Source organism: Bradyrhizobium sp. UFLA03-84, from assembly GCF_002289535.1.
Lineage (GTDB): Bacteria > Pseudomonadota > Alphaproteobacteria > Rhizobiales > Xanthobacteraceae > Bradyrhizobium > Bradyrhizobium viridifuturi.
In genome coordinates this window covers 216,329-236,570 of the sequence record NZ_NSJY01000017.1, presented here as the reverse complement: position 1 = coordinate 236,570, position 20,242 = coordinate 216,329, and the positions used below count along the sequence as shown (strand labels likewise).

The 20,242-nt window shown below is 65.9% G+C and carries 22 protein-coding genes; 10 read left to right on the top strand and 12 right to left on the bottom strand.

Annotated elements, in window-relative coordinates; all coding sequences use genetic code 11:
• Positions 1–10: 10 nt before the first annotated feature.
• The 3 genes from purB to CK489_RS33760 form a co-directional block, all read right to left on the bottom strand.
• Entirely contained in the window at positions 11–1,318 is a 1,308-nt protein-coding gene (gene purB / locus CK489_RS33770) for an adenylosuccinate lyase (protein WP_050629183.1), read from the bottom strand.
• A gap of 311 nt (positions 1,319–1,629) precedes the next feature.
• Positions 1,630–2,283 (bottom strand): response regulator, encoded by a 654-nt coding sequence (locus CK489_RS33765; RefSeq protein ID WP_095735722.1) that lies wholly within the window; start codon positions 2,281–2,283, stop codon positions 1,630–1,632.
• Positions 2,284–2,299: 16 nt separating this feature from the next.
• Positions 2,300–3,670: a histidine kinase gene (locus CK489_RS33760; RefSeq protein ID WP_095735340.1), complete on the bottom strand. Its 1,371-nt coding sequence runs from the start codon at positions 3,668–3,670 to the stop codon at positions 2,300–2,302.
• A 250-nt stretch (positions 3,671–3,920) separates the two neighbouring features.
• Here CK489_RS33760 and CK489_RS33755 point away from each other — a divergent pair, with 250 nt between their 5' ends.
• The 8 genes from CK489_RS33755 to CK489_RS33725 all read left to right on the top strand — a co-directional run bounded on the left by CK489_RS33755 (position 3,921) and on the right by CK489_RS33725 (position 9,735).
• Positions 3,921–4,700: a MotA/TolQ/ExbB proton channel family protein gene (locus CK489_RS33755; protein ID WP_095735339.1), complete on the top strand. Its 780-nt coding sequence runs from the start codon at positions 3,921–3,923 to the stop codon at positions 4,698–4,700.
• On the top strand, positions 4,697–5,386 hold the full coding sequence (locus CK489_RS33750) for a DUF2135 domain-containing protein (RefSeq protein ID WP_021077822.1): 690 nt from the start codon (positions 4,697–4,699) through the stop codon (positions 5,384–5,386). Before CK489_RS33755 ends, CK489_RS33750 begins: the two co-directional genes overlap by 4 nt.
• Positions 5,379–5,987: a hypothetical protein gene (locus CK489_RS33745; protein WP_050629185.1), complete on the top strand. Its 609-nt coding sequence runs from the start codon at positions 5,379–5,381 to the stop codon at positions 5,985–5,987. The genes CK489_RS33750 and CK489_RS33745 overlap by 8 nt, the downstream gene beginning before the upstream one ends.
• 399 nt (positions 5,988–6,386) lie before the next feature.
• Entirely contained in the window at positions 6,387–6,521 is a 135-nt protein-coding gene (locus CK489_RS42710) for a hypothetical protein (protein WP_016843141.1), read from the top strand.
• A complete protein-coding gene (locus tag CK489_RS33740) occupies positions 6,518–7,111 on the top strand; it encodes a TetR/AcrR family transcriptional regulator (protein WP_095735338.1) in 594 nt (197 codons plus the stop codon). The genes CK489_RS42710 and CK489_RS33740 overlap by 4 nt, the downstream gene beginning before the upstream one ends.
• A gap of 62 nt (positions 7,112–7,173) precedes the next feature.
• On the top strand, positions 7,174–7,446 hold the full coding sequence (locus tag CK489_RS33735) for a DUF7957 family protein (protein WP_095735337.1): 273 nt from the start codon (positions 7,174–7,176) through the stop codon (positions 7,444–7,446).
• Positions 7,447–7,529: 83 nt separating this feature from the next.
• Positions 7,530–8,270, top strand: a complete 741-nt coding sequence (locus CK489_RS33730) for a metallophosphoesterase family protein (RefSeq protein ID WP_095735336.1) — start codon at positions 7,530–7,532, stop codon at positions 8,268–8,270.
• A gap of 19 nt (positions 8,271–8,289) precedes the next feature.
• Complete coding sequence (locus CK489_RS33725) at positions 8,290–9,735, top strand: serine/threonine protein kinase (RefSeq protein ID WP_095735721.1); 1,446 nt, start codon at positions 8,290–8,292, stop codon at positions 9,733–9,735.
• On the opposite strand, the gene rpe is transcribed toward CK489_RS33725, so the two are convergent.
• The gene (gene rpe / locus CK489_RS33720) at positions 9,732–10,433 is read right to left on the bottom strand and encodes a ribulose-phosphate 3-epimerase (protein WP_095735335.1); all 702 of its coding nucleotides are present in this window, start codon (positions 10,431–10,433) and stop codon (positions 9,732–9,734) included. The two genes, CK489_RS33725 and rpe, sit on opposite strands and share 4 nt — an antisense overlap.
• A gap of 250 nt (positions 10,434–10,683) precedes the next feature.
• On the opposite strand from rpe, the gene CK489_RS33715 reads away from it, so the two are divergent.
• Positions 10,684–11,529: an EF-hand domain-containing protein gene (locus CK489_RS33715; protein WP_095735334.1), complete on the top strand. Its 846-nt coding sequence runs from the start codon at positions 10,684–10,686 to the stop codon at positions 11,527–11,529.
• A 74-nt stretch (positions 11,530–11,603) separates the two neighbouring features.
• Here CK489_RS33715 and CK489_RS33710 read toward each other — a convergent pair whose 3' ends face one another.
• The 7 genes from CK489_RS33710 to CK489_RS33680 all read right to left on the bottom strand — a co-directional run bounded on the left by CK489_RS33710 (position 11,604) and on the right by CK489_RS33680 (position 19,133).
• Positions 11,604–12,599 carry a P1 family peptidase gene (locus tag CK489_RS33710; protein ID WP_095735333.1) on the bottom strand — a complete coding sequence of 332 codons (996 nt, stop codon included), beginning with the start codon at positions 12,597–12,599 and terminating at the stop codon, positions 11,604–11,606.
• Between the two features lie 175 nt (positions 12,600–12,774).
• On the bottom strand, positions 12,775–13,893 hold the full coding sequence (locus tag CK489_RS33705; RefSeq protein ID WP_050629191.1) for a branched-chain amino acid ABC transporter substrate-binding protein: 1,119 nt from the start codon (positions 13,891–13,893) through the stop codon (positions 12,775–12,777).
• 155 nt (positions 13,894–14,048) lie between these two features.
• Positions 14,049–14,798 carry an ABC transporter ATP-binding protein gene (locus tag CK489_RS33700; RefSeq protein ID WP_050629192.1) on the bottom strand — a complete coding sequence of 250 codons (750 nt, stop codon included), beginning with the start codon at positions 14,796–14,798 and terminating at the stop codon, positions 14,049–14,051.
• Complete coding sequence (locus CK489_RS33695) at positions 14,795–15,628, bottom strand: ABC transporter ATP-binding protein (RefSeq protein ID WP_095735332.1); 834 nt, start codon at positions 15,626–15,628, stop codon at positions 14,795–14,797. Before CK489_RS33695 ends, CK489_RS33700 begins: the two co-directional genes overlap by 4 nt.
• Positions 15,625–16,950, bottom strand: a complete 1,326-nt coding sequence (gene livM / locus CK489_RS33690) for a high-affinity branched-chain amino acid ABC transporter permease LivM (RefSeq protein ID WP_095735720.1) — start codon at positions 16,948–16,950, stop codon at positions 15,625–15,627. Before livM ends, CK489_RS33695 begins: the two co-directional genes overlap by 4 nt.
• A 10-nt stretch (positions 16,951–16,960) precedes the next feature.
• Entirely contained in the window at positions 16,961–17,878 is a 918-nt protein-coding gene (locus CK489_RS33685) for an ABC transporter permease subunit (protein WP_050629195.1), read from the bottom strand.
• A 496-nt stretch (positions 17,879–18,374) separates the two neighbouring features.
• Positions 18,375–19,133: a hypothetical protein gene (locus CK489_RS33680; protein ID WP_095735331.1), complete on the bottom strand. Its 759-nt coding sequence runs from the start codon at positions 19,131–19,133 to the stop codon at positions 18,375–18,377.
• 180 nt (positions 19,134–19,313) lie between these two features.
• Here CK489_RS33680 and CK489_RS33675 point away from each other — a divergent pair, with 180 nt between their 5' ends.
• Positions 19,314–19,841, top strand: coding sequence for a hypothetical protein (locus CK489_RS33675; RefSeq protein ID WP_050629197.1), 528 nt, complete (start codon positions 19,314–19,316; stop codon positions 19,839–19,841).
• Here the strand turns inward: CK489_RS33675 and CK489_RS33670 are convergent.
• Positions 19,821–20,213 carry a carboxymuconolactone decarboxylase family protein gene (locus CK489_RS33670; RefSeq protein WP_050629198.1) on the bottom strand — a complete coding sequence of 131 codons (393 nt, stop codon included), beginning with the start codon at positions 20,211–20,213 and terminating at the stop codon, positions 19,821–19,823. The genes CK489_RS33675 and CK489_RS33670 overlap by 21 nt on opposite strands.
• Positions 20,214–20,242: the final 29 nt, after the last annotated feature.

Genomic DNA, 20,242 nt, shown 5'->3' with positions numbered 1-20,242 from the left:
GCGGCCTCGCTCAGGCCTCGCCGAACACCCGCTTGAAGATCGTGTCGACATGCTTGAGGTGATAGCCGAGGTCGAACTTCTCCTCGATCTCGGCATCGGTCATGTATTTCTTCACGTCGGGGTCGTTCTTCAGCAGCGTCTGGAAGTCGCCTTCGCCGCGCCACACCGGCATCGCATTGCGCTGCACGAATTTGTAGGCGTCCTCGCGGCTGGCGCCCTTCTGGGTCAGCGCGATCAGCACGCGCTGCGAATGCACCAGGCCGCCGAGCCGGTCGAGGTTCTTCTGCATGTTCTGCGGATAGACCAGGAGCTTCTCGATCAGGCCGGCGAGCCGGACCAGCGCGAAGTCGAGCGTGACGGTGGCATCGGGGCCCATCATGCGCTCGGCGGAGGAATGCGAGATGTCGCGCTCATGCCAGAGCGCGACGTTCTCCAGCGCCGGCGTCACATAGGCGCGCACCATGCGCGACAGGCCGGAGAGGTTTTCCGACAGCACCGGATTGCGCTTGTGCGGCATCGCCGACGAGCCCTTCTGGCCCTCGGAGAAGAACTCCTCGGCTTCCAGCACCTCGGTGCGCTGCAGATGGCGCACCTCCACCGCGAGCCGTTCGACCGAGGCGGCGATCACGCCGAGCGTGGCAAAATACATCGCGTGGCGGTCGCGCGGGATCACCTGGGTCGAGACCGGCTCGGGCCGCAGGCCCATCGCTTTCGCAACGTGCTCTTCGACCCGCGGATCGATCTGCGCAAAGGTGCCGACCGCGCCGGAAATCGCGCAGGTCGAAATCTCGTCGCGCGCGGCGACCAGGCGGGCGCGGGCCCGGGCGAACTCGGCATGGGCATAGGCGAGCTTGAGGCCGAAGGTGACCGGCTCGGCATGGATGCCGTGGGAGCGGCCGATGGTCGGCGTCATCTTGTGCTCGAAGGCGCGGGTCTTCAGCGCCGCCAGCACCCGGTCGAGATCGGCGATCAGGAGGTCGGCGGCGCGCTTGAGCTGGACATTGAGGCAGGTGTCGAGCACGTCGGAGGAGGTCATGCCCTGGTGCACGAAGCGCGCCTCGGGGCCGACGATCTCGGCGAGATGGGTCAGGAAGGCGATGACGTCGTGCTTGGTCTCACGCTCGATCTCGTCGATCCGCGCCACGTCGAAGGTGGCATCCTTGCCCTTGGCCCAGATCGTCCTAGCGGCTTCCTTTGGGATCACGCCGAGCTCGGCCAGCGCGTCGGCGGCATGCGCCTCGATCTCGAACCAGATCTTGAAACGCGTCTGCGGCTCCCAGATGGAGGCCATTTCCGGGCGGGTATAGCGGGGGATCATCGAGAACTCCGAATCGGACGGGGCGGGGCGCGCAAAACGCGCTCCGGCCAATTTGTTTTTACGCTGCGCTTTAGCAAATCGGGCCGGGCGAAGCCACCTTTTCGGGGCATTTGGCGGGGAAAACCGGCCGAGATCGGCGGTCCGTCGCCCCGGCCTTGCTTCGCCTCGCCCCGCTTGCGGGGAGAGGCCGGAACGCATCGCCAGATGCGTTCCGGGTGAGGGGGATCCTCCGCGAACTCGGCTGTCAGCGTCTTCGCGGAGATAGCCCCTCACCCCAACCCTCTCCCCGCAAGAACGGGGAGAGGGAGCGGTTAGAGGTTCGCCAGGCCGCATTCGACGGCGAGGCGGACCAGCTGGGCGTCGGTCCGCAGGCCGGTCTTGGCCTTGATCAGATAGTGGTAGTTCTGCACGGTCTTGGTGCTGAGGTTGAGGTTGGCGGCGATCTGCTCCTTGGTGCTGCCCGCCGCGAACTGCCGGAGAATTTCGATCTCTCGCTCGCCGAGCTGGTCGAGCGCCGATTTGGTCGGCACCAGGCTCTCCAGCGCGAGCACCCGCGCGACGTCGTCGCTCATCGCGTGCTCGCCGCGGGCCACCGAGCGGATCGCCGCGATCAGCTCGGCCGGCTCGCTGCCCTTGGTGACGAAACCGGAGGCGCCGGCAGCGAACGCCGCCTTCACCTGGGCGGCCTCGCTGTGCATGCTGAAGACCAGGATGCGGGCGTCGGCATCGCGCGCGCGGATGTTGCGGATCGCCTCCAGCCCGCTCGCGCCCGGCATCGAGATGTCCATCACCACCACGTCAGGCCCGTGCGACTTGAACGCGCGATAGGCATTGGCGGCGTTGTCGGCCTCGGCGACCACGCTGAAATCGTCCTGATGCTCGAGCACGCGCCGATAGCCCTGACGGACGACCGGATGGTCGTCCACCAGCAGGATCGAGATTCCCCGAGTCTTCACGGCTGTCATCTTCGCGGTCGTCATCTCAGGCGGCGAGCGGGATCGTGGCGGCGACGGAGAGGCCGCGACTGGCGCGCGCGATCGACAGCGAACCGCCGAGTGCGGCGACGCGCTCGCTGACGCCGGTGAGGCCGAAGCCTGCCGACTGCGCCACCTTGGCGGCATCGCCGCCGCCGTCGTCCTCGACCCGCACCAGCAGCGCGTTCTCGGTTCCGGTTCGTCGTTCGATCCGCAGCACGATCTCGCGCGCGTCGCTGTGGCGTAGCGCATTGGTCAGGCATTCCTGCGCCACCCGATAGGCTGTTACGGCTACCGTACCGCTGATGTCGGCGAGGTCGCCCTGCAGATCGAGCTGGATCATCGGCTGCGTCGCGCGCGACCGCCAGCTGTCGACGAGATCGACCAGGCTTGCCTCCAGCCCGAGCTCCTCCGCCGGCGGATGGCGCAGCCGGTTCAACGTGTCGCGCAGGCAGGCGATGATGCGGCGCGTCGCCTGCGAGATCATCCGTGCATCCTGTGCGATTTCGGTACCGGCGGCGTATTTGTCCCCCGCGCTCGCTTCGATCGTGTTGGCGAAGGCCAGGATCGCGGTGAGGTTCTGGCCGAACTCGTCGTGCAGTTCGCGGGCCAGCGCGCGGCGTTCGTCGCTGCGGATTTCGAGCAGGCGCCGCGTCAGCATCGTGCGCTCCTCCTCGGCCTGCGCCAGGCGATCGCCGAGATCGCCGACAGCGCGCCCGATCATCGCAAGCTCCATCGAGCGGACGCGCGGCAATGGCGTGCGGTACTCGCCGTCGGCCATGCGACGCAGCGCCGACACGATCGAGTGGGCGGGCGCCAGCGTATGCGCGATCGCGAGCGAAGCGAGCAGCGCGATGGCGAGCGCCATCAAGAGCGCGACATGGATGTTGTCCAGGATGTGCTGCCAGGCGAGCGCGATCGCGGCGTCCGGATCGGAGATGGCACGGACGGTTCCCGCGGTCGCGGCACGGGCGCTGATCGGCCGCTCGACGGTGGCGTGCTCGCCGAGCACGGTCTGCACGGTTGCCGCGAACCAGCGCGGCGGCGCCTTGCCGATCCCCTTGCTCTGGCCGCAGAGCGGCTTCTCGAAGGCGCCGGCTGGTTCGAACTGCACGCAGATCCCGGGGGCGATCAGGCCCATGGTCTCGATGGTGCGCCAGTCCGGCGCTGGCAGCAGTTGTTCGCGCATCCGGTTGCTGCGCAGCAGCAATTCACGCCAGTACAGCGCCTCCAATGCCTGCGAGACCCGGCCGGCGGACGCCTCGGTGGCGCGATCGACGCTGCGATAGGCGTCGATCGTGGCCCAGACGGTGGCGGCGCCAAGGCACAGCGCGACGATGACGAGCAGGCGGGCGACCAGTTGAAGCACGAGGCGCATGCGATCACTCCACGGCCGGAGCATGAGCCGACCAAGCGTGATGCGGCCTCATGCTGAAATGGGCGGCGTGATGCTAACAGCACCGCTGTTCCCCGCCAATCGCAAGCGTGCCAGGCTATGCAGGTCGGGAAATTTGCCCGACGAAACTTGGGCAGAAGTCTTTGGACGGCGCCCGCCGGCTCTGCTCTAACCATCAGCGAGGTTCTCACGCGGGCCTCGCGGAACAACCGTTATAGGGAGCAAGCGCAGCATGGACGCCAAGGTCGAGGCTGCGGCCGCACCGGCCGGCACGGACGCGGCGGAGCGCAGCGTCCTGCTGCTCTGGATGATCTTCACCGGCCTTTCGATCTTCGCTGCCTTCCTGCTGTGGCGCTACGGGCTGATCCGCCTGATGGTCAGTTCCGACCGCACCTACATTTCCAGCGTCATCGCCGTTCTCTACGTCGTGACCTGCATCCATTGCTTCTGGCGCACGCGGGCGATCGCGCGGGAAGGCGAGGTGGCGCGGTCCTGCCGCACGATCCTCGCCGCGCCCGACGGCACCAAGGCGCTTCTGTCGGATGCGCGCGGCTTGCCGCGTGGCCTCGTCACCGATCACATCAAGAGCCTGGTGCAGAAGGCCGACGCGCAGGCCAAGGGCCGTATCGACCAGACGCTGCTGCTGCGGACGCTGGCCGACCGCCTCCGCGGCTCCAACGGGTTCGGCGCCTTCGTCTCCGACACGCTGATGAAGCTCGGCCTGCTCGGCACCATCATCGGTTTCATCATCATGCTGGCGCCGATCGCTTCGCTCGATGCCGCCGACAAGGTCGCGATGAAATCGTCGATGGGCCTGATGAGCGACGGCATGGCGGTCGCGATGTACACGACGCTGGCCGGGCTGATCGGGTCGATCCTGGTCCGCATCCAGTACTACATGCTGGATTCTGCGACCCAGCGGGTGTTCTCCGACGCCGTCGTGCTGACCGAGACCCATGTCACGCCGGCCCTCGAACGTCGCCTCGATACGTCCCTTGGTACGCCGTCATGATGGACGAGTTCGGCCTCTATCCGCGCGAGGAGCCGTTTGATCCGCTCGGCGTCATGCTGTTCAAGGCGCTGCAGGTGATCGCCTTCCTGTTCTTCCTGGCGCTGCTTGCGGTGTCGCCGGACTCCAAGGACGGCAAGATCGAATCCAAGGCGGAGTTCATCATCACGATGGACTGGCCCGACAACCACCCCGACGATCTCGACCTGTTCGTGCAGGATCCGGCCGGCAACATCGCCTGGTACCGGCATCGCGAGGCCGGTTTCCTCACGCTCGACCGCGACGACCGCGGCGGCGCCAACGACTTCATCGTGGTCAACGGCAAGAAGATCGCGTCGCCGATCCGCGAGGAGATCGTCACCCTGCGCGGCGTCGTCGCCGGCGAATACACCGTCAACGTCTCGCATTTCCAGGCGACGACCGGCGAGCCCGTACAGGCCAACGTGAAGGTGCAGAAGCTCAATCCGACGGCGCAGGTGATCTTCGACGACAAGCTGACCGTCGATCACACCGGCGACGAGAAGACCGCGGTCAGGTTTCGTCTCGACGCGGAGGGCAAGGTGATCAACGTCGACCGGCGGCCGAAATCGCTGCTCGAGACCTTCCGCAGCAGTTGGCGCAACGGCGCCGACCTCGATCCGAACACCGGCGTCCCAAGATCCGGCGTGAGGGTGCTCCGTCGTGATTAGTCTGCAATCAATCATCCTCACGCTTGCGGTCGCCTACGCCGTGGTAGGGGCGCTGCTCTTGATCGTGCTGGTCTATGCGCGGCTGCACTGGTCGCTGAAGGCGGTCGTCATCGTCGTGACCAGCGCCTTCTACTTCGTCAGCTTCGGCGGCATGCGCGGCCTGCTCGGCTGGGCCTCCGCGGAGAAGCTGCCGGCGAACTTCAAGCTGCTGTCGACGCGGATCGTGGAGCCGCATTCGCTGGAGGGCGATCCGGGCTCGATCTATCTGTGGGTCGAGGAGCTCGACGAGGACAACCGGCCGAGCGCGGTGCCGCGCGCCTTCCGCATTCCCTACAGCGACGCCTTGGCCGAGCAGACCCATACCGCCGACAACGAGATCAAGGCCGGGCACCCGCAGGGCGGGCGGGCGGCGGATTTCGGCGGCGGCGACGGGACCATCATGGACTTCGTCAGGGAGTACATCACGCCGAAGACGATCGTGGAGACCACTGGCGGCGATTCCACGACGGGGACGTTCGTGGCCCCGCCGGCCGGTGCGCAGGGATCGGTCTTCACGCCGCTGCCGCCGCCGCGGATGCCCCCCAAGGACGAGCAGCGCTAGGACAGGGCATCCCGACCAGGATGGCATAAAAGTAGGGATCGCCAATAATCGGTCAGCGGGGTGGACAGTAGTGATCCGGAATCCCGCCAACGGTCAGCTCGGTGTAATCTAACTTCTAACCGGGGCTAGATTTTATCCCGAAGCCATTTTCCCGGCAAAGGGGCCGCTGCGTGAAGCGGCCCCTTTCGATTCCGCCCCCAGATCCGGACCGGAATTTTCCAGCGAGGCCGCGCTCCGTGCATGTCTGTCATCTCACACCGTCTCGCTGACAGATATTGAAATCTGTCAGCGAGATGGTGTATATACTCACCAGCCCAAGGGAGGAGGGCGCCCAGTGGCTGTTCCGGCGTTTGGCCGGGGAAGCCGTACTTAATTTGACTACCTCGAAGGACTACCTCCATGACGATAGAAATCTTTCAATTGACCGCCCAGATTCAACAGTGGCTCAACCTTCGCGTCGCCCGCCATTTGGCAGCCCAGGCCGCCAAGTTCACCCGCGGGCAGGACAGCGATAACCAGACGGTAAACGCATGAACGAGGCGGTGGTTTTGACACCCGAGCGGATCCTCGAGGCAACTGAGGATGTCTTGAGACGCTACGGGTTGACCAAGGCCACCGTTGTCGACGTGGCCCGCGCGCTGGATGTCAGCCACGGCAGCGTCTACCGCCATTTTCCCAGCAAGGCCTCGCTGCGCGACGCAGTGGCAAAACGCTGGCTGGACCGCGCCAACGAGCCGCTGTGCAAGCTCGCAGCGGGCGACGGCCCGGCGCCGGAGCGGCTGGAGAAATGGCTGCGCACCGCCTTCACCATCAAGCAGAAGAAGGTCTGTGACGATCCGGAGATGTTCGCGACCTACCTGGCACTGGCGCAGGACGCGCGCGAGGTGGTGGAAGCCTACAAGGACAAGCAGGTCGACCTGATCGCGAAAATCCTGTCCGACGGTGTCGCGCAGGGGGAATTCGAGATCGACAACGTCAAGGCGACGGCGCGCGCCGTGTTCGACGCGACCGTCCGCTACCATCATCCGGCGCATGCCGAGGAATGGGCCAAGCCGGAATGCCCGTCCCGGATCGACGCCCTGATCGCCCTGCTGCTGCGGGGCGTGCGGGTGTGCAAGCACTAGCTCATGGTTCCGGCGACCGGCAAAGAGCGCGGTCATGCTGGCAACCGGCCTGAAGTGGCACGATGAGCGATGTGATCAAATCCCTCGATCTGACCGATGGTCGTGTCGTCCTGTTCGACGGCGCAGCGGACATTTATCGCGCGGAAAATCTCACATGCTTTGAACGTGACGGTTCGTTGCGCTGGCGAGCCGAGCTGCCTCACCATACCGGCCCGGACCGATTTGTCGACGTTGTGCTGAGCGCGGGCTGTATTCGCGCCAGCACGTGGAGCGGATGGGCGATTTGGCTTGATTCCGTTAGCGGCGCCACCATCAAGTCCGAATTCAGCAAATAGTGCCCCGTTGCGGCCTCCGGGCTGCGCGTGCTTGATGTCCGTCAAGATCAGGTTCGCCTTTCCGGGCTCGACTGCCAACAACCATGCGCCTCGCACTCTTTGCCGATATTCATGCCAACCGGCAGGCCTTCGCCGCCTGCCTGGATGCTGCGCGGGCGCGCGGTGCCGAGCGGCTGATCTGCCTCGGCGACATCGTCGGCTATGGCGCCGATCCCGAATGGGCCGTCGACACGGTGATGGACCTCGTCGGCAAGGGCGCAGTCGCAGTGCGCGGCAATCATGACAATGCGATCGGCGTGCCGAGCGACAGCATGAATGCCGATGCGCAGTCCGCCATCGACTGGACCCGCGGCCGGCTCAGCGCCGAGCAGAAGGCCTTCCTCGCCGGCTTGCCGATCCTGCGCGAGGAGGACAACCGTCTCTATGTGCATTCCGAGGCCTCCGACCCGGCGAAATGGCGCTATGTCCGCGACACGTCAGATGCCGCCCGCAGCATGATGGCGACCGAATTGCAGATCACCTTCTGCGGCCACATCCATCGTCCCGGCCTCTACTCGATGTCCTCGACGGCGAAGATGACGAGCTTCGTCCCGACTTCGGGCGTGCCCGTACAGCTTCTGACCGGGCGACGCTGGCTTGCGGTGCTCGGCTCGGTCGGCCAGCCGCGCGACGGCGATCCGGCCGCATCGTTCGCGATGTTCGACACGACAAGCCGCGAGATCACCTATCATCGCGTACCCTACGACGTCGCGACCGCCGCGGCGCGGATCAAGGCGAACGGCCTGCCGCTGTGGCTGGCCGATCGCCTGCCGCTCGGCAGGTGACGCGGTGGCGGCGCTGACCATGCAGCCGGGCGCCGAGCTCGATGGCTTCACCATCGGCGAGCGCGTGCACCGCGGTGGCATGGCGACGCTGTGGACCGTCACCCATCCAGGCATCAACGTGCCGCTGCTGATGAAGGTGCCGCTCACCTCGGAAGGTGAGGATCCGGCCGCGATCGTCAGCTTCGAAATGGAGCAGATGATCCTGCCGCGGCTGTCGGGGCCGCACGTGCCGGCCTGTTTCGGCACCGGCGATTTCGAGCGCCAGGCCTATGTGGTGATGGAGCGCATCCCGGGCCAAACCCTCTACAAGCAGATCGACAAGCTGCCGTTGCCGTATGACGAGGTGAGGGTGATCGGCGGTAAGGTCGCCGCCGCGCTCGCCAGCCTGCACCGGCAGAACGTCATCCATCACGACATCAAGCCGAGCAGCGTCATGTTCCGCGAACGCGGCGAGGCGGTGCTGATCGACTTCGGCCTCTCGCATCACCAGCATCTGCCCGACCTGCTGCAGGAGGAGTTTCGGCTGCCTTACGGCACCGCGCCCTACATGGCGCCGGAGCGCCTGCTCGGGGTGCGCGACGATCCGCGCAGCGACCTGTTTTCGCTCGGCGTGCTGCTCTATTTCTTCACCACCGGCGTCCGCCCGTTCGGCGAGAGCGAGACCCTGCGCGGCATGCGCCGGCGGCTGTGGCGCGATCCGCATCCGCCGCGCGAGCTCAGGCCGGACTATCCGCTGTGGCTGCAGGAGATCGTGCTGCGCTGTCTGGAGATCGACCCCGTCGCGCGCTATCCCACCGCGGCGCAGCTTGCGTTCGATCTCGGCCATCCCGAGCAGGTCAAGCTGACGGCGCGGGCACAGCGGCTCAAGCGCGATCCGCTGAGCACGGTGTGGCGCCGCCGTTTCAATCTCGGCGCGGCGCCGCCGCAGCCGAAGTCCGACGTCGCGGTGCAGCTCGCATCGAGCCCGATCGTTGCCGTCGCGCTCGATCTCGGCGAGGAGACCGAGGCGCTGAACGAGACCATCCGCGTCACCGCCGAGCAGGTGCTGTCGACCTCGCCGTCGGCGCGGCTCGCCTGCGTCAACGTGCTGAAGCTCAATCGCCTGGCGATCGACCGCAGCCATGACGAGCAGGGCCAGAACAAGCATGTCGACCGGCTGGTCGCGTTGCAGCATTGGGCGCGGCCGTTCCGGCTCGCGGAGGGGCGGCTGACCGTGCATGTGCTGGAGGCGATCGATCCGGCCGCCGCCATCCTGGAATTCGCCGCGGTCAATCTGGTCGATCACATCATCATCGGCGCGCGGCAGAACTCGATGCGGCGCGCGCTGCTCGGCAGCGTGTCTGCCCAGGTCGCCGGGGAAGCGCCGTGCACGGTGACGGTGGTGCGGCCGTCGCGGCTGACGCCGGCGACGGATGCGGGCGACGCCGCGGCGGATGCCGCGCCGCCGCCGCCCGCTTTGTTCTAGATCGCTTCGCCGCGCGCGTCGGCCGCGGCATTGCGGATCGCGGCGATGTTGGTCTTGTAGGCCTCGAGCGTGCCGCCCTTGAACACCGCGGAGCCCGCGACGAAGGCGTTGGCGCCGGCGGCGGCGAGCTGCCCCGCGACGTCGGGCGCGACACCGCCATCGACCTCGATGTCGATCGGGCGGCCCGCGACCATCGCCCTGACGTCAGAGATCTTGCCGATCGCCGAGCGGATGAAGGCCTGGCCGCCGAAGCCGGGATTGACCGACATCACCAGCACGAGGTCGATCAGGTCGAGCACATATTCGATCGCGCTCGCCGGCGTCGCCGGATTGATCGAGACGCCGGCCTTCTTGCCGAGCGCGCGGATCGCCTGCAGCGAGCGATGCAAATGCGGGCCGGCTTCGGCGTGCACCGTGATGTGGTCGCAGCCCGCCTTGGCGAAGGCCTCCAGATAGGGGTCGCAGGGCGAGATCATCAGATGGGCGTCGAACACCTTCTTGGTGTGCGGCCGCATCGCCTTGATGACGTCGGGGCCATACGAGATGTTGGGGACAAAATGCCCGTCCATCACGTCGAGATGGATCCAGTCGGCGCCGGCCTGGTCGACGGCGCGGACCTCCTCGCCGAGCTTTGAGAAATCCGACGCCAGGATCGACGGAGCGATGACGAGGGGACGCGGGGTGAATGACTGAGTCATAGCGCAGTTCCGAAAGACTTCAGGGGGCGACGGGTGATCCCGCCTAACATGCGCAGGCGTGGCGGGCAATGCGAGCGGACGGCGGCCGGAAGCCGGAAAATTCTGCCGCCGGTGGCAGGTCTTGCCGGGTACGCGGAACCTGCAGCGGTGCGCGAAGGCCTGGTTTTATTGGGTTTTTGCCATGGCACGCCCCTTGCTCCGTCAATGGCAGCGTTTGAGCCGCCAGGCGCGGCCTTGTTGGAGTATTGCCATGTTATTTGCCATTGGCGCTGCGTCATCCGCCGTCGACCTTTTGAGCTCGCTGATGTCGTCGAAATCGACGACGCAGACCGGCAGCTCCACTCAGGGGAATCAGACCACCGGGCTGTTCGACCTTTCGACCACCACATCGACGTCGAGCAGCAGCACCAGCGCCGGATCGGGCGCCGGCACCCCGCAGATTTCGCCGCAGACCATGAGCGCGCTGCTCGACGCGCAGAGCCAGGCGACCGCTTCAACCAGCGCGGCTTCAACCGGCACGACTTCAACCAGCACAACGCCGACCAGCCGGTCGGATGCGCTGAAGGACCTGTTCTCGCTGATCGACGCCGACGGCAACGGCCAGATCACCAAGACCGAATTCGAGAACGCGCTCGGCGCCGGCGGCACCAACGTCGCGCAGGCCGACGACGTGTTCTCCAAGCTCGACAAGAATGGCGACGGCAGCGTCAGCCTCGGCGAGATGTCGCAGGCGCTACAGGGCCACAAGGGCGGCGGCCATCATCACCATCACATGGAGAGCGGCTCCACCGATGGATCCGGCTCCAGCAGCGGCTCGGGCGGATCGAGCTCCGATCCCCTGATGCAGGCGCTGAACGGTGCCACCTCGACCTCGGTGACCAACAGCGACGGCTCGACCACGACGACGACGACCTATGCCGACGGCTCCAAGGTGTCGATGACCACCCCAGCCTCGGCGTCCACCACCGGCAGCACGAATTCGTCCTCCGCCGGCAGCAATGCGACGTCGTCCTACAATTTCATCGAGCAGCTGATCCAGCGCCAGTCGCAGGCGATCTCGGCACAGGCTTCGTCATCGGTTTCGGTCAGCACGTAACTGAGACGGCACGACCGCGAGCGCCACGCCTCTCCCCGTAAGAACGGGCGAGGGAGCGCACTGCCTTCGCGGCCCTAGCCGAACCGGTCCCGCCAGCTCGGCAACGCGCCGGGGAAGGGCAGGGCCGTCGCTGAATGGACGCCGCGGGCGACCGCGCGCGCCACCGTGTTGGCGGCGATCGCGCCGAGCTTGGTCAGCCCGAACAGCGGATCGATCGGCTTGGCGCCGGTGGCGGCGGCAAACACGACATCGCCATCGAGCGGGGCGTGCACCGGGTAGATTGAGCGCGCCATGCCGGTTTGTGCGATCATCGCCAGCCGCCGCGCCTGCGGTTTCGTCAATTGCGCGTCGGTCACGACAACGACGAGCGTGGTGTTCTCGGCCGCGGTGGCGTCCGCGCCGCCCTTCAGCCGCGGCTTCAGCATGTCCTGTGTGAACGATGGCGGCAGGCCGCGCCCGCCGAACTCGCCGTCGACTTCGAACGGCGCCGCCCAGAACCACGGGCCGCTGCCGACCGTGACGCTGCCGACCGCGTTGACCACCGCAAGCGCCGCGACCTTCACGCCGTCGTCGGTCGTGGCCGACGCCGAGCCGAGGCCACCCTTGAGGTTGGCTGTTGTCGCGCCCATGCCGGCGCCGACGCTGCCGAGTTCGAAGTCGTCGGAGGCGGCATTAGCAGCCGCATAACCGAGGTCGCGATAGGGCGGGAAGCGCCCCCATGCCTTGTTGCCGCCGTTGAGCAGGTCGAAGCAGATCGCGCCGGGCACGATCGGGATCACCGCATCGCGGATGCGAAAGCCACGGCCGCGCTCGGCAAGCCAGGCCTGCACGCCGCCGGCCGCATCGAGCCCGAGCGCGGAGCCGCCGGACAGCGTGATGGCGTCGATCGCCTCGACGACATTATGCGGGGCAAGCAGCGCGTCCTCGCGGGTGCCGGGACCGCCGCCGCGGACATCGATCGAGGCCACCGCCGGCCGCTCGAACAGGATCGCGGTGACGCCGGAGGCAATCACGGTGTCGTCGGCGTGGCCGACGGCAACGCCGGCAATATCGGTGAGAAGGTTTTTCACGATGCGTCCGTCCGCCTGCTGTCCGATCGATCCGGTATAGCAGCCGCGGCGGATGCATCAACCGTCGCGCGTAGGTGAGCGGCGACTTGCGGTAACACTTGCAGCTCCCTGGTCAAAAAAACGCCCCGGCGAACCGGGGCGTTTCGTGTCTCTGATCGGATCAGGCGTGAGAGGCTCAGGAGCCCTTCGGGTTGATCTCGGTGTAGTTGCCCTTGGCGTCCCACTTGTAGACGACGTAGTCGATCGCCTTGATGTCGCCCTTGGCGTCGAAGCCCATCTTGCCGAGCACGGTGTCCCAATCGCCGGCCTTGATGGTCTCCATCACCTTCTTGGCATCGGTGGTGCCGGCCTTGGCGACGGCCTGCGTCCACACCTGCATCGCGGCGTAGGTGTAGAGCGTGTAGCCTTCGGGGTCGATGTTCTTGCTCTTGAACTTCTCGACGATCGCCTTCGCGGTCGGCTTGTTGCGCGGATCGGGACCGAAGGTGAACAGCGTGCCCTCGGCGGCCGGGCCGGTGATCGAGGCGAACTCCTTGTCGTTCATGGCGTCGCCCGCCATCAGAATGGTCTGCAGGCCCTGGTCGCGCATCTGGCGCAGGATCAAGCCGGCTTCCTGATGGTAGCCGCCGACATAGACCAGATCGATGTTGTCGCGCTTCAGGCGCGAGACGATCGAGTTGAAGTCCTTGTCGCCCTTGTTGTAGGACTCGAACATCTTCTCCTGGAATCCGGCCTTGTTCAGCGCCTTCTTGGTCTCGTCGGCGAGGCCTTTGCCGTAGGTGGTCTTGTCGTTCAGGATCGCGACGTTCTTGCCCTTGAAGTTCTTCATGATGTAGTCGGCGGCGACCAGGCCCTGCTGGTCGTCACGACCGCAGACGCGCGCCACGTTCCAGAGCTTGCGCTCGGTGAACAGCGGGTTGGTCGAGGCCGGGGTGATCTGCAGGACATTGGCGTCGGCATAGGCCTCGGAGGCCGGGATCGACGACGACGAGCAGAAATGGCCGGCCACGAACGGGATTTTCGAGGAGCCGATCTTCTCCGCGATCGAGCGCGCCTGCTTCGGATCGCAGGCATCGTCGTCGGCTTCCAGCGCGAGCTTCTTGCCGAGCACGCCGCCGGCGGCGTTGATGTCGGCGACCGCCTGCTCGGCGCCGTTCTTCATCTGCCGGCCGAAAGCGGATTCGGAGCCCGTCATCGGGCCCGCGACTGCGATAGTGATATCTTGCGCGAATGCGCTCGCCGACAATGCGAACGAAGCGCCCAATGCCAGGCCGATCAGCTTCAGTGATTTCATGAGACGTCCCTCGTGGTCGTTGCCTCTTGCGGAGGGGCCCGGCACGCCGGGCCCCAAAACCGCGGGCATTCTCGGCTGGTTTCGCGGCGAAGTCACCGGCAATTTTCAGGCAAATCGACGCTACATCAGCTGCAACGGCGGCACGGAATGTGCAGCTAGCCGTGGCGGCCGCCTTCCAGATAGGCGGCGCGGATTTCCGGGCGCTGCAGCAATTCGCCGCCGGTTCCGGACAGCGTGATCAGGCCGTTGACCATGACATAGCCGCGATGGGCGAGCTTCAGCGCATGGTTGGCGTTCTGCTCGACGATCAGCACGGTGAGGCCGTCCTGCCGGTTCAGCGTGCGGATGGCGTCGAAGATCTGCCGCGCGATCAGCGGCGCCAGGCCGAGCGAGGGCTCGTCCAGCATCAACAGGCGGGGCCGGCTCATCAAGGCGCGCCCGATTGCCAGCATCTGCTGCTCGCCGCCGGACAGCGTGCCGCCGCGCTGCGCGATGCGCTCCTTCAGGCGCGGAAACAGCGCGAACACGCGCTCCAGCCCGGCCTCGCGCTCGGCCTCGCTGCATTCGGTGGCGTCGGCGCCCATCTGCAGGTTTTCCGCGACGCTCATCCGCGGAAAGATCCGCCGGCCTTCGGGCGATTGCGCGATGCGCAGCCGCGCGATCTCGTGGGTCGACACGCCGGTGATGTCGCGGCCGTCATACTCGATGGTGCCGGCGCGCGCGCGCGGACGGCCGAAGATCGTCATCATCAGCGTCGACTTGCCGGCGCCGTTGGCGCCGATCAGCGCGACGATCTCCCCTCGATTGATCTCGATATCGACGCCCTTCAGCGCCTCGATCTTGCCATATGCCGCACGCACGCCGCGCACCGCGAGCAGGGGAGTGGTTGCCGCTGTCGCGCTCACGTACCGCTCTCCATCACGGCGATCGCCTCTTCCTCGTCGGCCCCGAGATAGGCGGCGATCACCTTGGGGTCGTCGCGCACGGCCTGCGGCGAGCCTTCGGCGATCTTGACGCCGTAGTCCATCACCACGACGTGGTCGGAGATCTCCATCACGACCGACATGTCATGCTCGATCAAGAGGATCGAGGTGCCCTGTTCGTTGCGGATCGACAGCAGCAGCTCGTTGAGCCCGCCGCTCTCGCGCGCGTTGAGGCCGGCCGCCGGCTCGTCGAGGCAGAGCAGCACGGGCTCGGTGCACATCGCGCGTGCGATTTCGAGCCGACGCTGGTCGCCATAGGCGAGATTGCCGGCGGCATCGTCGGCGCGTGAGAGCAGGCCGACACGATCGAGCCAGGTCCGCGCCAGTTCTATGGCGCGCTCCTCGGCCGCACGCCAGGACGGCGCGCCGATCAGGCCGAGCAAGGTCAGGCCCGAGGCGCGCATCAGCGCGTTGTGCTGGGCGACCATCAGGTTTTCCAGCGCGGTCATGCCGGGGAACAGGCGGATGTTCTGAAAGGTGCGCGCCACCTTGGCCTGCTTGGTGATGCGGAAATCGCCGAGCCGCTCGAGCTGCATGGTGCGGCCGTCGTCATTGGTGAGGCGGATCGCGCCGCCGCTCGGCCGGTAGAAGCCGGTGATGCAGTTGAAGACCGTGGTCTTGCCGGCGCCGTTCGGGCCGATCAGCGCGGTGATCTTGCGCCGCTCGGCGGCAAAGGAGAGTTCGTTGACCGCGACGATGCCGCCGAAGCGCATCATCAGGCGGTCGACGGTGAGGATGGGATCGCCGCTCATCCGTGACCCTCCTTGACGAGGTCGGACGAGATCGCCTGGTTGCGCTCCAGGAACACGGTCGGCGCGCGATGGCCGATCAGCCCGCGCGGCCGCCAGATCATCAACAGCACCATCGCGATGCCGAACACCAGCATGCGATACTGATCGAAACCACGGAACAGCTCGAAGCCGCCGATCATGGTCAGCGCCGCCAGCGCGACGCCGAGCTGCGAGCCCATGCCACCGAGCACGACGATGGCAAGCACCAGCGCCGATTCCTGGAAGGTGAAGGATTCCGGGCTGATGAAGCCCTGCCGCGTGGCGAAGAAGGCGCCGGCGAAGCCGCCGAACATCGCACCGGTCGCGAACGCGGTGAGCTTGGTCGTGGTGACGTTGATGCCGAGCGCGCGACAGGCCACCTCGTCCTCGCGTAGCGCCTCCCAGGCGCGGCCGATCGGCAGCCGGCGCAGCCGGATCGTCACCCAGTTGGTGAGCAGCGCCATCGCCAGGATCAGGTAGAACAGGAAGACGATGCGGTGGGTGGGCGAGAAATCGATGCCGAGCTTGGCGGCAAGCCCGTCATCGCTGTTGTCGAGCGGGATGCCGAACAGGGTCGGGCGCGGGATGCCGGAGACGCCGTTGGGGCCGCCGGTCAGGCTCTGCCAGTTGATGATGACGAGACGGATGATCTCGCCGAAGGCGAGCGTGACGATCGCGAGATAGTCGCCGCGCAGCCGCAGCACCGGGAAGCCGAGCAGCACGCCCCAGAACGCCGCCAGGATGCCGGCGAGCGGCAGGCAGACCCAGAACGACAATCCGAAATTGGTGGCCAGCAGCGCGTAGGAATAGGCGCCGACCGCATAGAACGCGACATAGCCGAGGTCGAGCAGGCCGGCGAGGCCGACCACGACGTTCAGTCCCCAGCCGAGCATCACATAGGTCAGGACCAGGATCGACAGGTCGAGAATGTAACGCTGATTGTAGAAGATCACGGGCACCAGGAAGGCGAACACCAGGAGCGCCGGTGCCAGCCAGCGCCCGGCGAACGACATCGCGGCCTGCACCGGCTTTGGGACGATGTGTTCCTTGTCGACCGGTCCCCACCATTGCCGCAGCAGCTCGATGATGATGCTGCCGCCGAACACGGTGCCGACGAGGGCGGCGAGGTCGCCGAACCGCGTCCAGTAGATCAGGCCACCCTGCGGCCCGGCCTCGGTGCGGACGCCGATCATCAGCGAGAACAGCACCAGCGCGACGGCGGCGCTGATCAGGGCTTTCTTGAGAATGAAGGCGCTGCCCGAAGGCTGCGCGGCGTGCGAGGGGCGGGCTGAGGTCGCGCTCACGAAGTGCCTGTCAGACTTTTTCGACTTCGGGACGGCCAAGCAGGCCGGTCGGCATGAAGATCAGCACCACGATCAGGATCGAGAACGCGGCGACGTCCTTGTACTCCACCGAGAAATAGGCCGACCAGAACGTCTCGATCAGGCCGATCGCGAGCCCGCCGAGCATCGCGCCCGGTAACGAGCCGATGCCGCCGAGCACCGCGGCGGTGAACGCCTTGATGCCGGCGACGAAGCCCATGAAGAAATCGACCAGCCCGTAATACAGCAGGTACATCATGCCGGCGACGGCGGCGAGCGCGGCGCCGATCACGAAGGTCATCGAGATGGTACGGTCGACGTCGACGCCGAGCAGTGCGGCCATGGTCTGGTCCTGCTCGCAGGCGCGCATGTCGCGCCCGAGCCGGGTGCGCGAGACCAGCCAGGTGAACAGCGCGAGCAGTACGATGGTCGCGAGCACGACCACGATCTGGATGTTGGAGAGCTGGACGGCGAAGCCTTCGGAGCCTTCATGCAGCGTGTAGCCGCCGGTGATGATCGGCGGCACCGGCTTGACCCTCGCGCCCTGCGACACCTGCGAAAAATTGGTCAGCACGAACGACATGCCGATCGCCGACAGCATCGGCGCGAGGCGGAACGAGTGGCGCAGCGGCCGGTAGGCGATGCGTTCGATGGTCCAGCCATAGAGCGCGGTGATCACCATCGAGACCAGCAGCACGATCAGCAGGATCAGCGGGATCGCGGTGAGGCCGAGCGACACCAGCACCAGGAACGAGATCATTGCGATGAAGCCGCCGATCATGAAGATGTCGCCATGGGCGAAGTTGATCATGCCGACGATGCCGTAGACCATCGTGTAGCCGATGGCGATCAGGCCGTAGATCGAACCGAGCACGAGGCCGTTGATCAGTTGCTGGGCGAAATAATCCATGCGCTGCCGTCAGAGCCTGTTCGGTTGAGAACCGAACGGGCTCTCGGTTTGATTTGGACGCGTTGTCTTCACGCGAACCGGTCTCCACTTCGCTCGAAAACGCTACGTCGCGGTTGACGCGGCGAGGGCCCCCGGCAGCCTGGTCCGTCGCGTCGCGGTATTTTCTAACAGCGGAACCCCGGCGGCGGCAACAGCATGGCAGCAGCAGAAAGGGCCTTGTACATAACTACTTTGGCGGGTGCGCTTCCGATGTCACAGGGGCCGAGACCCAGTTGCCTTGCAATGATCACGCCGGAACCCGTGTTCCCGGAGCAGCTGCGGTCCCGATGCACGTGTTGTCCCCAGCTTGATAAGAGAATGAGCAACCAGAGCCCGGGTCGGAAGCTCAGCGCCGCAGGATCCGGGCCGGTGTGAGCAGCTGGGCAATTGAGCAGTTGCAACAAAAAGGGTCTCGCCACGCAGCGAGGCCCAGTCGATTTGTTTTTGCCGCTGTCGTTCAGGCCAATTGATCGGCGAAGCGGCCGCGGAAGGCGTATGAGCCGAAATGCGTCAGTTCGCTGCGCAGGTCGAGCCAGATCTCGCCGCCGAGATCGATCCAGCGCCGGCAGAATGCGTAGTCTTCGGACAGATATTCGCCGGTCGTCTTGTCGATCATGCATTCGAACAGCGACACGCGGTCGAGGTCAGCGCGAACCAGATTGCCGGTGTTCAGATCGTTGCTCTTGTGGTTCGCCCGATATTTCAGTTCGGGGTGAGCGTCGCACAGCCGGACGAGGGCAGATCGTTTCATCATCAGGAAGCCGGTTCCTGCATATCGGACTTTGGCAAAGCCATCGCCGCGCGCCGTGATCTGGTCGCCCGCCCATGTGACGACGTAGTCCAGTGAGGATGAGGCGAGGTTCTTGCGCTTGGCGTCCGCGGCCCGTTGCACCTTTTCCCAATCGATGTGCTTGAGTGGATAGGCCGCGGCCGAGACGTCGGCGCCGCAGTCGAGCAGCCGGAACACAGACTCGGGCTCGAACCCGATGTCGGCATCGATGAACAGGAGATGGCTGGCGCCGGAGGCGAGGAATTGGTGGGCCAGCTCGTTCCGGGCGCGCACGATCAGCGATTCGTTTCCGATCAGATGGAACACGATGTCGATGCCCCGGGCCGTGGCCGCAGCCTGAAGCTTCAGAACTGACAACACATAGGCCATCTTCAGATCGCCGCCGAAGCAGGGCGTTGCGACGAAAATACGGGTTCTTTCAGTCATTTTACCCCCATTATGCTGGCCGGCGCGGATATTGGCCGTGCCCGATCGCATCGATCCCGGACCATCGCACCGCGCTTAACCTTAACAAAGGGTTTAAATTGCTGCCGGCAATCGATCGGCGTTACCTCGCACGCTGAACCGTCGCCAATCCAAACGGCGCTGGAACCACGGGAAGCGGCAATGTCGAACAACTGGCGGATCAGCTCCTTCAACGGCGCCCTGCTTGCGGCCTATTTCATTCCGGTCTGGACCATCATCGCGTTCAGCATCATGGTGTCGCCGATCCACGGCCTCTATGAGCGGCCGAGCGTGTCGATCGCGCTGTATGCGAGCGACTATTTGCACCTCGGCAAGATGGCGACGGTGCGGCTCGCATGGCTGTTGGCGCTGGCGCGGATCACGGTGGTGGCGTTCTTCGCGGTGTTCCTCGCGATGGCCGCGTTCTCGCCGCTGCGCAGAAACAGCAGCGGCGCCGACGAGGCGCTTGCGGTGGCGCTCTGCCTCGGCAGCGTGCTGAGCTTCGCCAGCATGATGATGGCCTCCAAGGTCGGCGAGATCGAAGCGATGCGGATGCATGCATCCGAGCTTCTGATGCTGCTCGGCACCGCGATCGTGATGCTGTTCGAGACCTCGCCGAAGCGAGCTGCCGTGACTCCTGCCGTCGAGGCGGGGGCGCCGGCGAGCGGGCTATCCCTTCAGCAGCCCTAGCTCGGCAATGATCGCGCCGGCTTCCTTGACGGCGTGATTAGCCGCGGGCACGCCGCAATAGATCGCCTGCTGCAGCAGGATCTCCTTGATGTCGTCGGGCGTGAAGTCGCCTTCGCTGAGTGCGGCGCGCACATGCAGGCGGAATTCGTCCCACTGGCCGAGCGCGACCATGGTGCCGATCACGAGCACGCGGCGGGTGCGGTGATCGAAATGCGGCCGGGTCCAGATGTCACCCCAGGCGTAGCGCGTGATCAGGTCCTGGAAGTCGGTGTTGAACGCATTGCGGTTCTTGATCGACTTGTCGACCCATTCATTGCCCAGCACCTTGCGGCGCTGGGTCATGCCGTCGTTGCGGCGCTGATTATCGTCCATTGAAGTTCCTCCTCGTCATTGCGACCGAA

Excerpts from the sequence above, each read along its gene's own strand:
- CK489_RS33750 (WP_021077822.1), top strand. The coding sequence starts at position 4,697 with ATGATGGACGAGTTCGGCCTCTATCCGCGCGAGGAGCCGTTTGATCCG.
- CK489_RS33670 (WP_050629198.1), bottom strand. The coding sequence starts at position 20,213 with ATGGACGATAATCAGCGCCGCAACGACGGCATGACCCAGCGCCGCAAG.
- CK489_RS33695 (WP_095735332.1), bottom strand. The coding sequence starts at position 15,628 with ATGAGCGGCGATCCCATCCTCACCGTCGACCGCCTGATGATGCGCTTC.
- CK489_RS33725 (WP_095735721.1), top strand. The coding sequence starts at position 8,290 with ATGCAGCCGGGCGCCGAGCTCGATGGCTTCACCATCGGCGAGCGCGTG.
- CK489_RS33730 (WP_095735336.1), top strand. The coding sequence starts at position 7,530 with ATGCGCCTCGCACTCTTTGCCGATATTCATGCCAACCGGCAGGCCTTC.
- CK489_RS33755 (WP_095735339.1), top strand. The coding sequence starts at position 3,921 with ATGGACGCCAAGGTCGAGGCTGCGGCCGCACCGGCCGGCACGGACGCG.
- CK489_RS33680 (WP_095735331.1), bottom strand. The coding sequence starts at position 19,133 with ATGACTGAAAGAACCCGTATTTTCGTCGCAACGCCCTGCTTCGGCGGC.
- rpe (WP_095735335.1), bottom strand. The coding sequence starts at position 10,433 with ATGACTCAGTCATTCACCCCGCGTCCCCTCGTCATCGCTCCGTCGATC.
- CK489_RS33760 (WP_095735340.1), bottom strand. The coding sequence starts at position 3,670 with ATGCGCCTCGTGCTTCAACTGGTCGCCCGCCTGCTCGTCATCGTCGCG.
- CK489_RS33715 (WP_095735334.1), top strand. The coding sequence starts at position 10,684 with ATGTTATTTGCCATTGGCGCTGCGTCATCCGCCGTCGACCTTTTGAGC.
- purB (WP_050629183.1), bottom strand. The coding sequence starts at position 1,318 with ATGATCCCCCGCTATACCCGCCCGGAAATGGCCTCCATCTGGGAGCCG.
- CK489_RS33685 (WP_050629195.1), bottom strand. The coding sequence starts at position 17,878 with ATGGATTATTTCGCCCAGCAACTGATCAACGGCCTCGTGCTCGGTTCG.
- CK489_RS33765 (WP_095735722.1), bottom strand. The coding sequence starts at position 2,283 with ATGACAGCCGTGAAGACTCGGGGAATCTCGATCCTGCTGGTGGACGAC.
- CK489_RS33675 (WP_050629197.1), top strand. The coding sequence starts at position 19,314 with ATGTCGAACAACTGGCGGATCAGCTCCTTCAACGGCGCCCTGCTTGCG.
- CK489_RS33740 (WP_095735338.1), top strand. The coding sequence starts at position 6,518 with ATGAACGAGGCGGTGGTTTTGACACCCGAGCGGATCCTCGAGGCAACT.
- CK489_RS33735 (WP_095735337.1), top strand. The coding sequence starts at position 7,174 with ATGAGCGATGTGATCAAATCCCTCGATCTGACCGATGGTCGTGTCGTC.
- CK489_RS33705 (WP_050629191.1), bottom strand. The coding sequence starts at position 13,893 with ATGAAATCACTGAAGCTGATCGGCCTGGCATTGGGCGCTTCGTTCGCA.
- CK489_RS42710 (WP_016843141.1), top strand. The coding sequence starts at position 6,387 with ATGACGATAGAAATCTTTCAATTGACCGCCCAGATTCAACAGTGGCTC.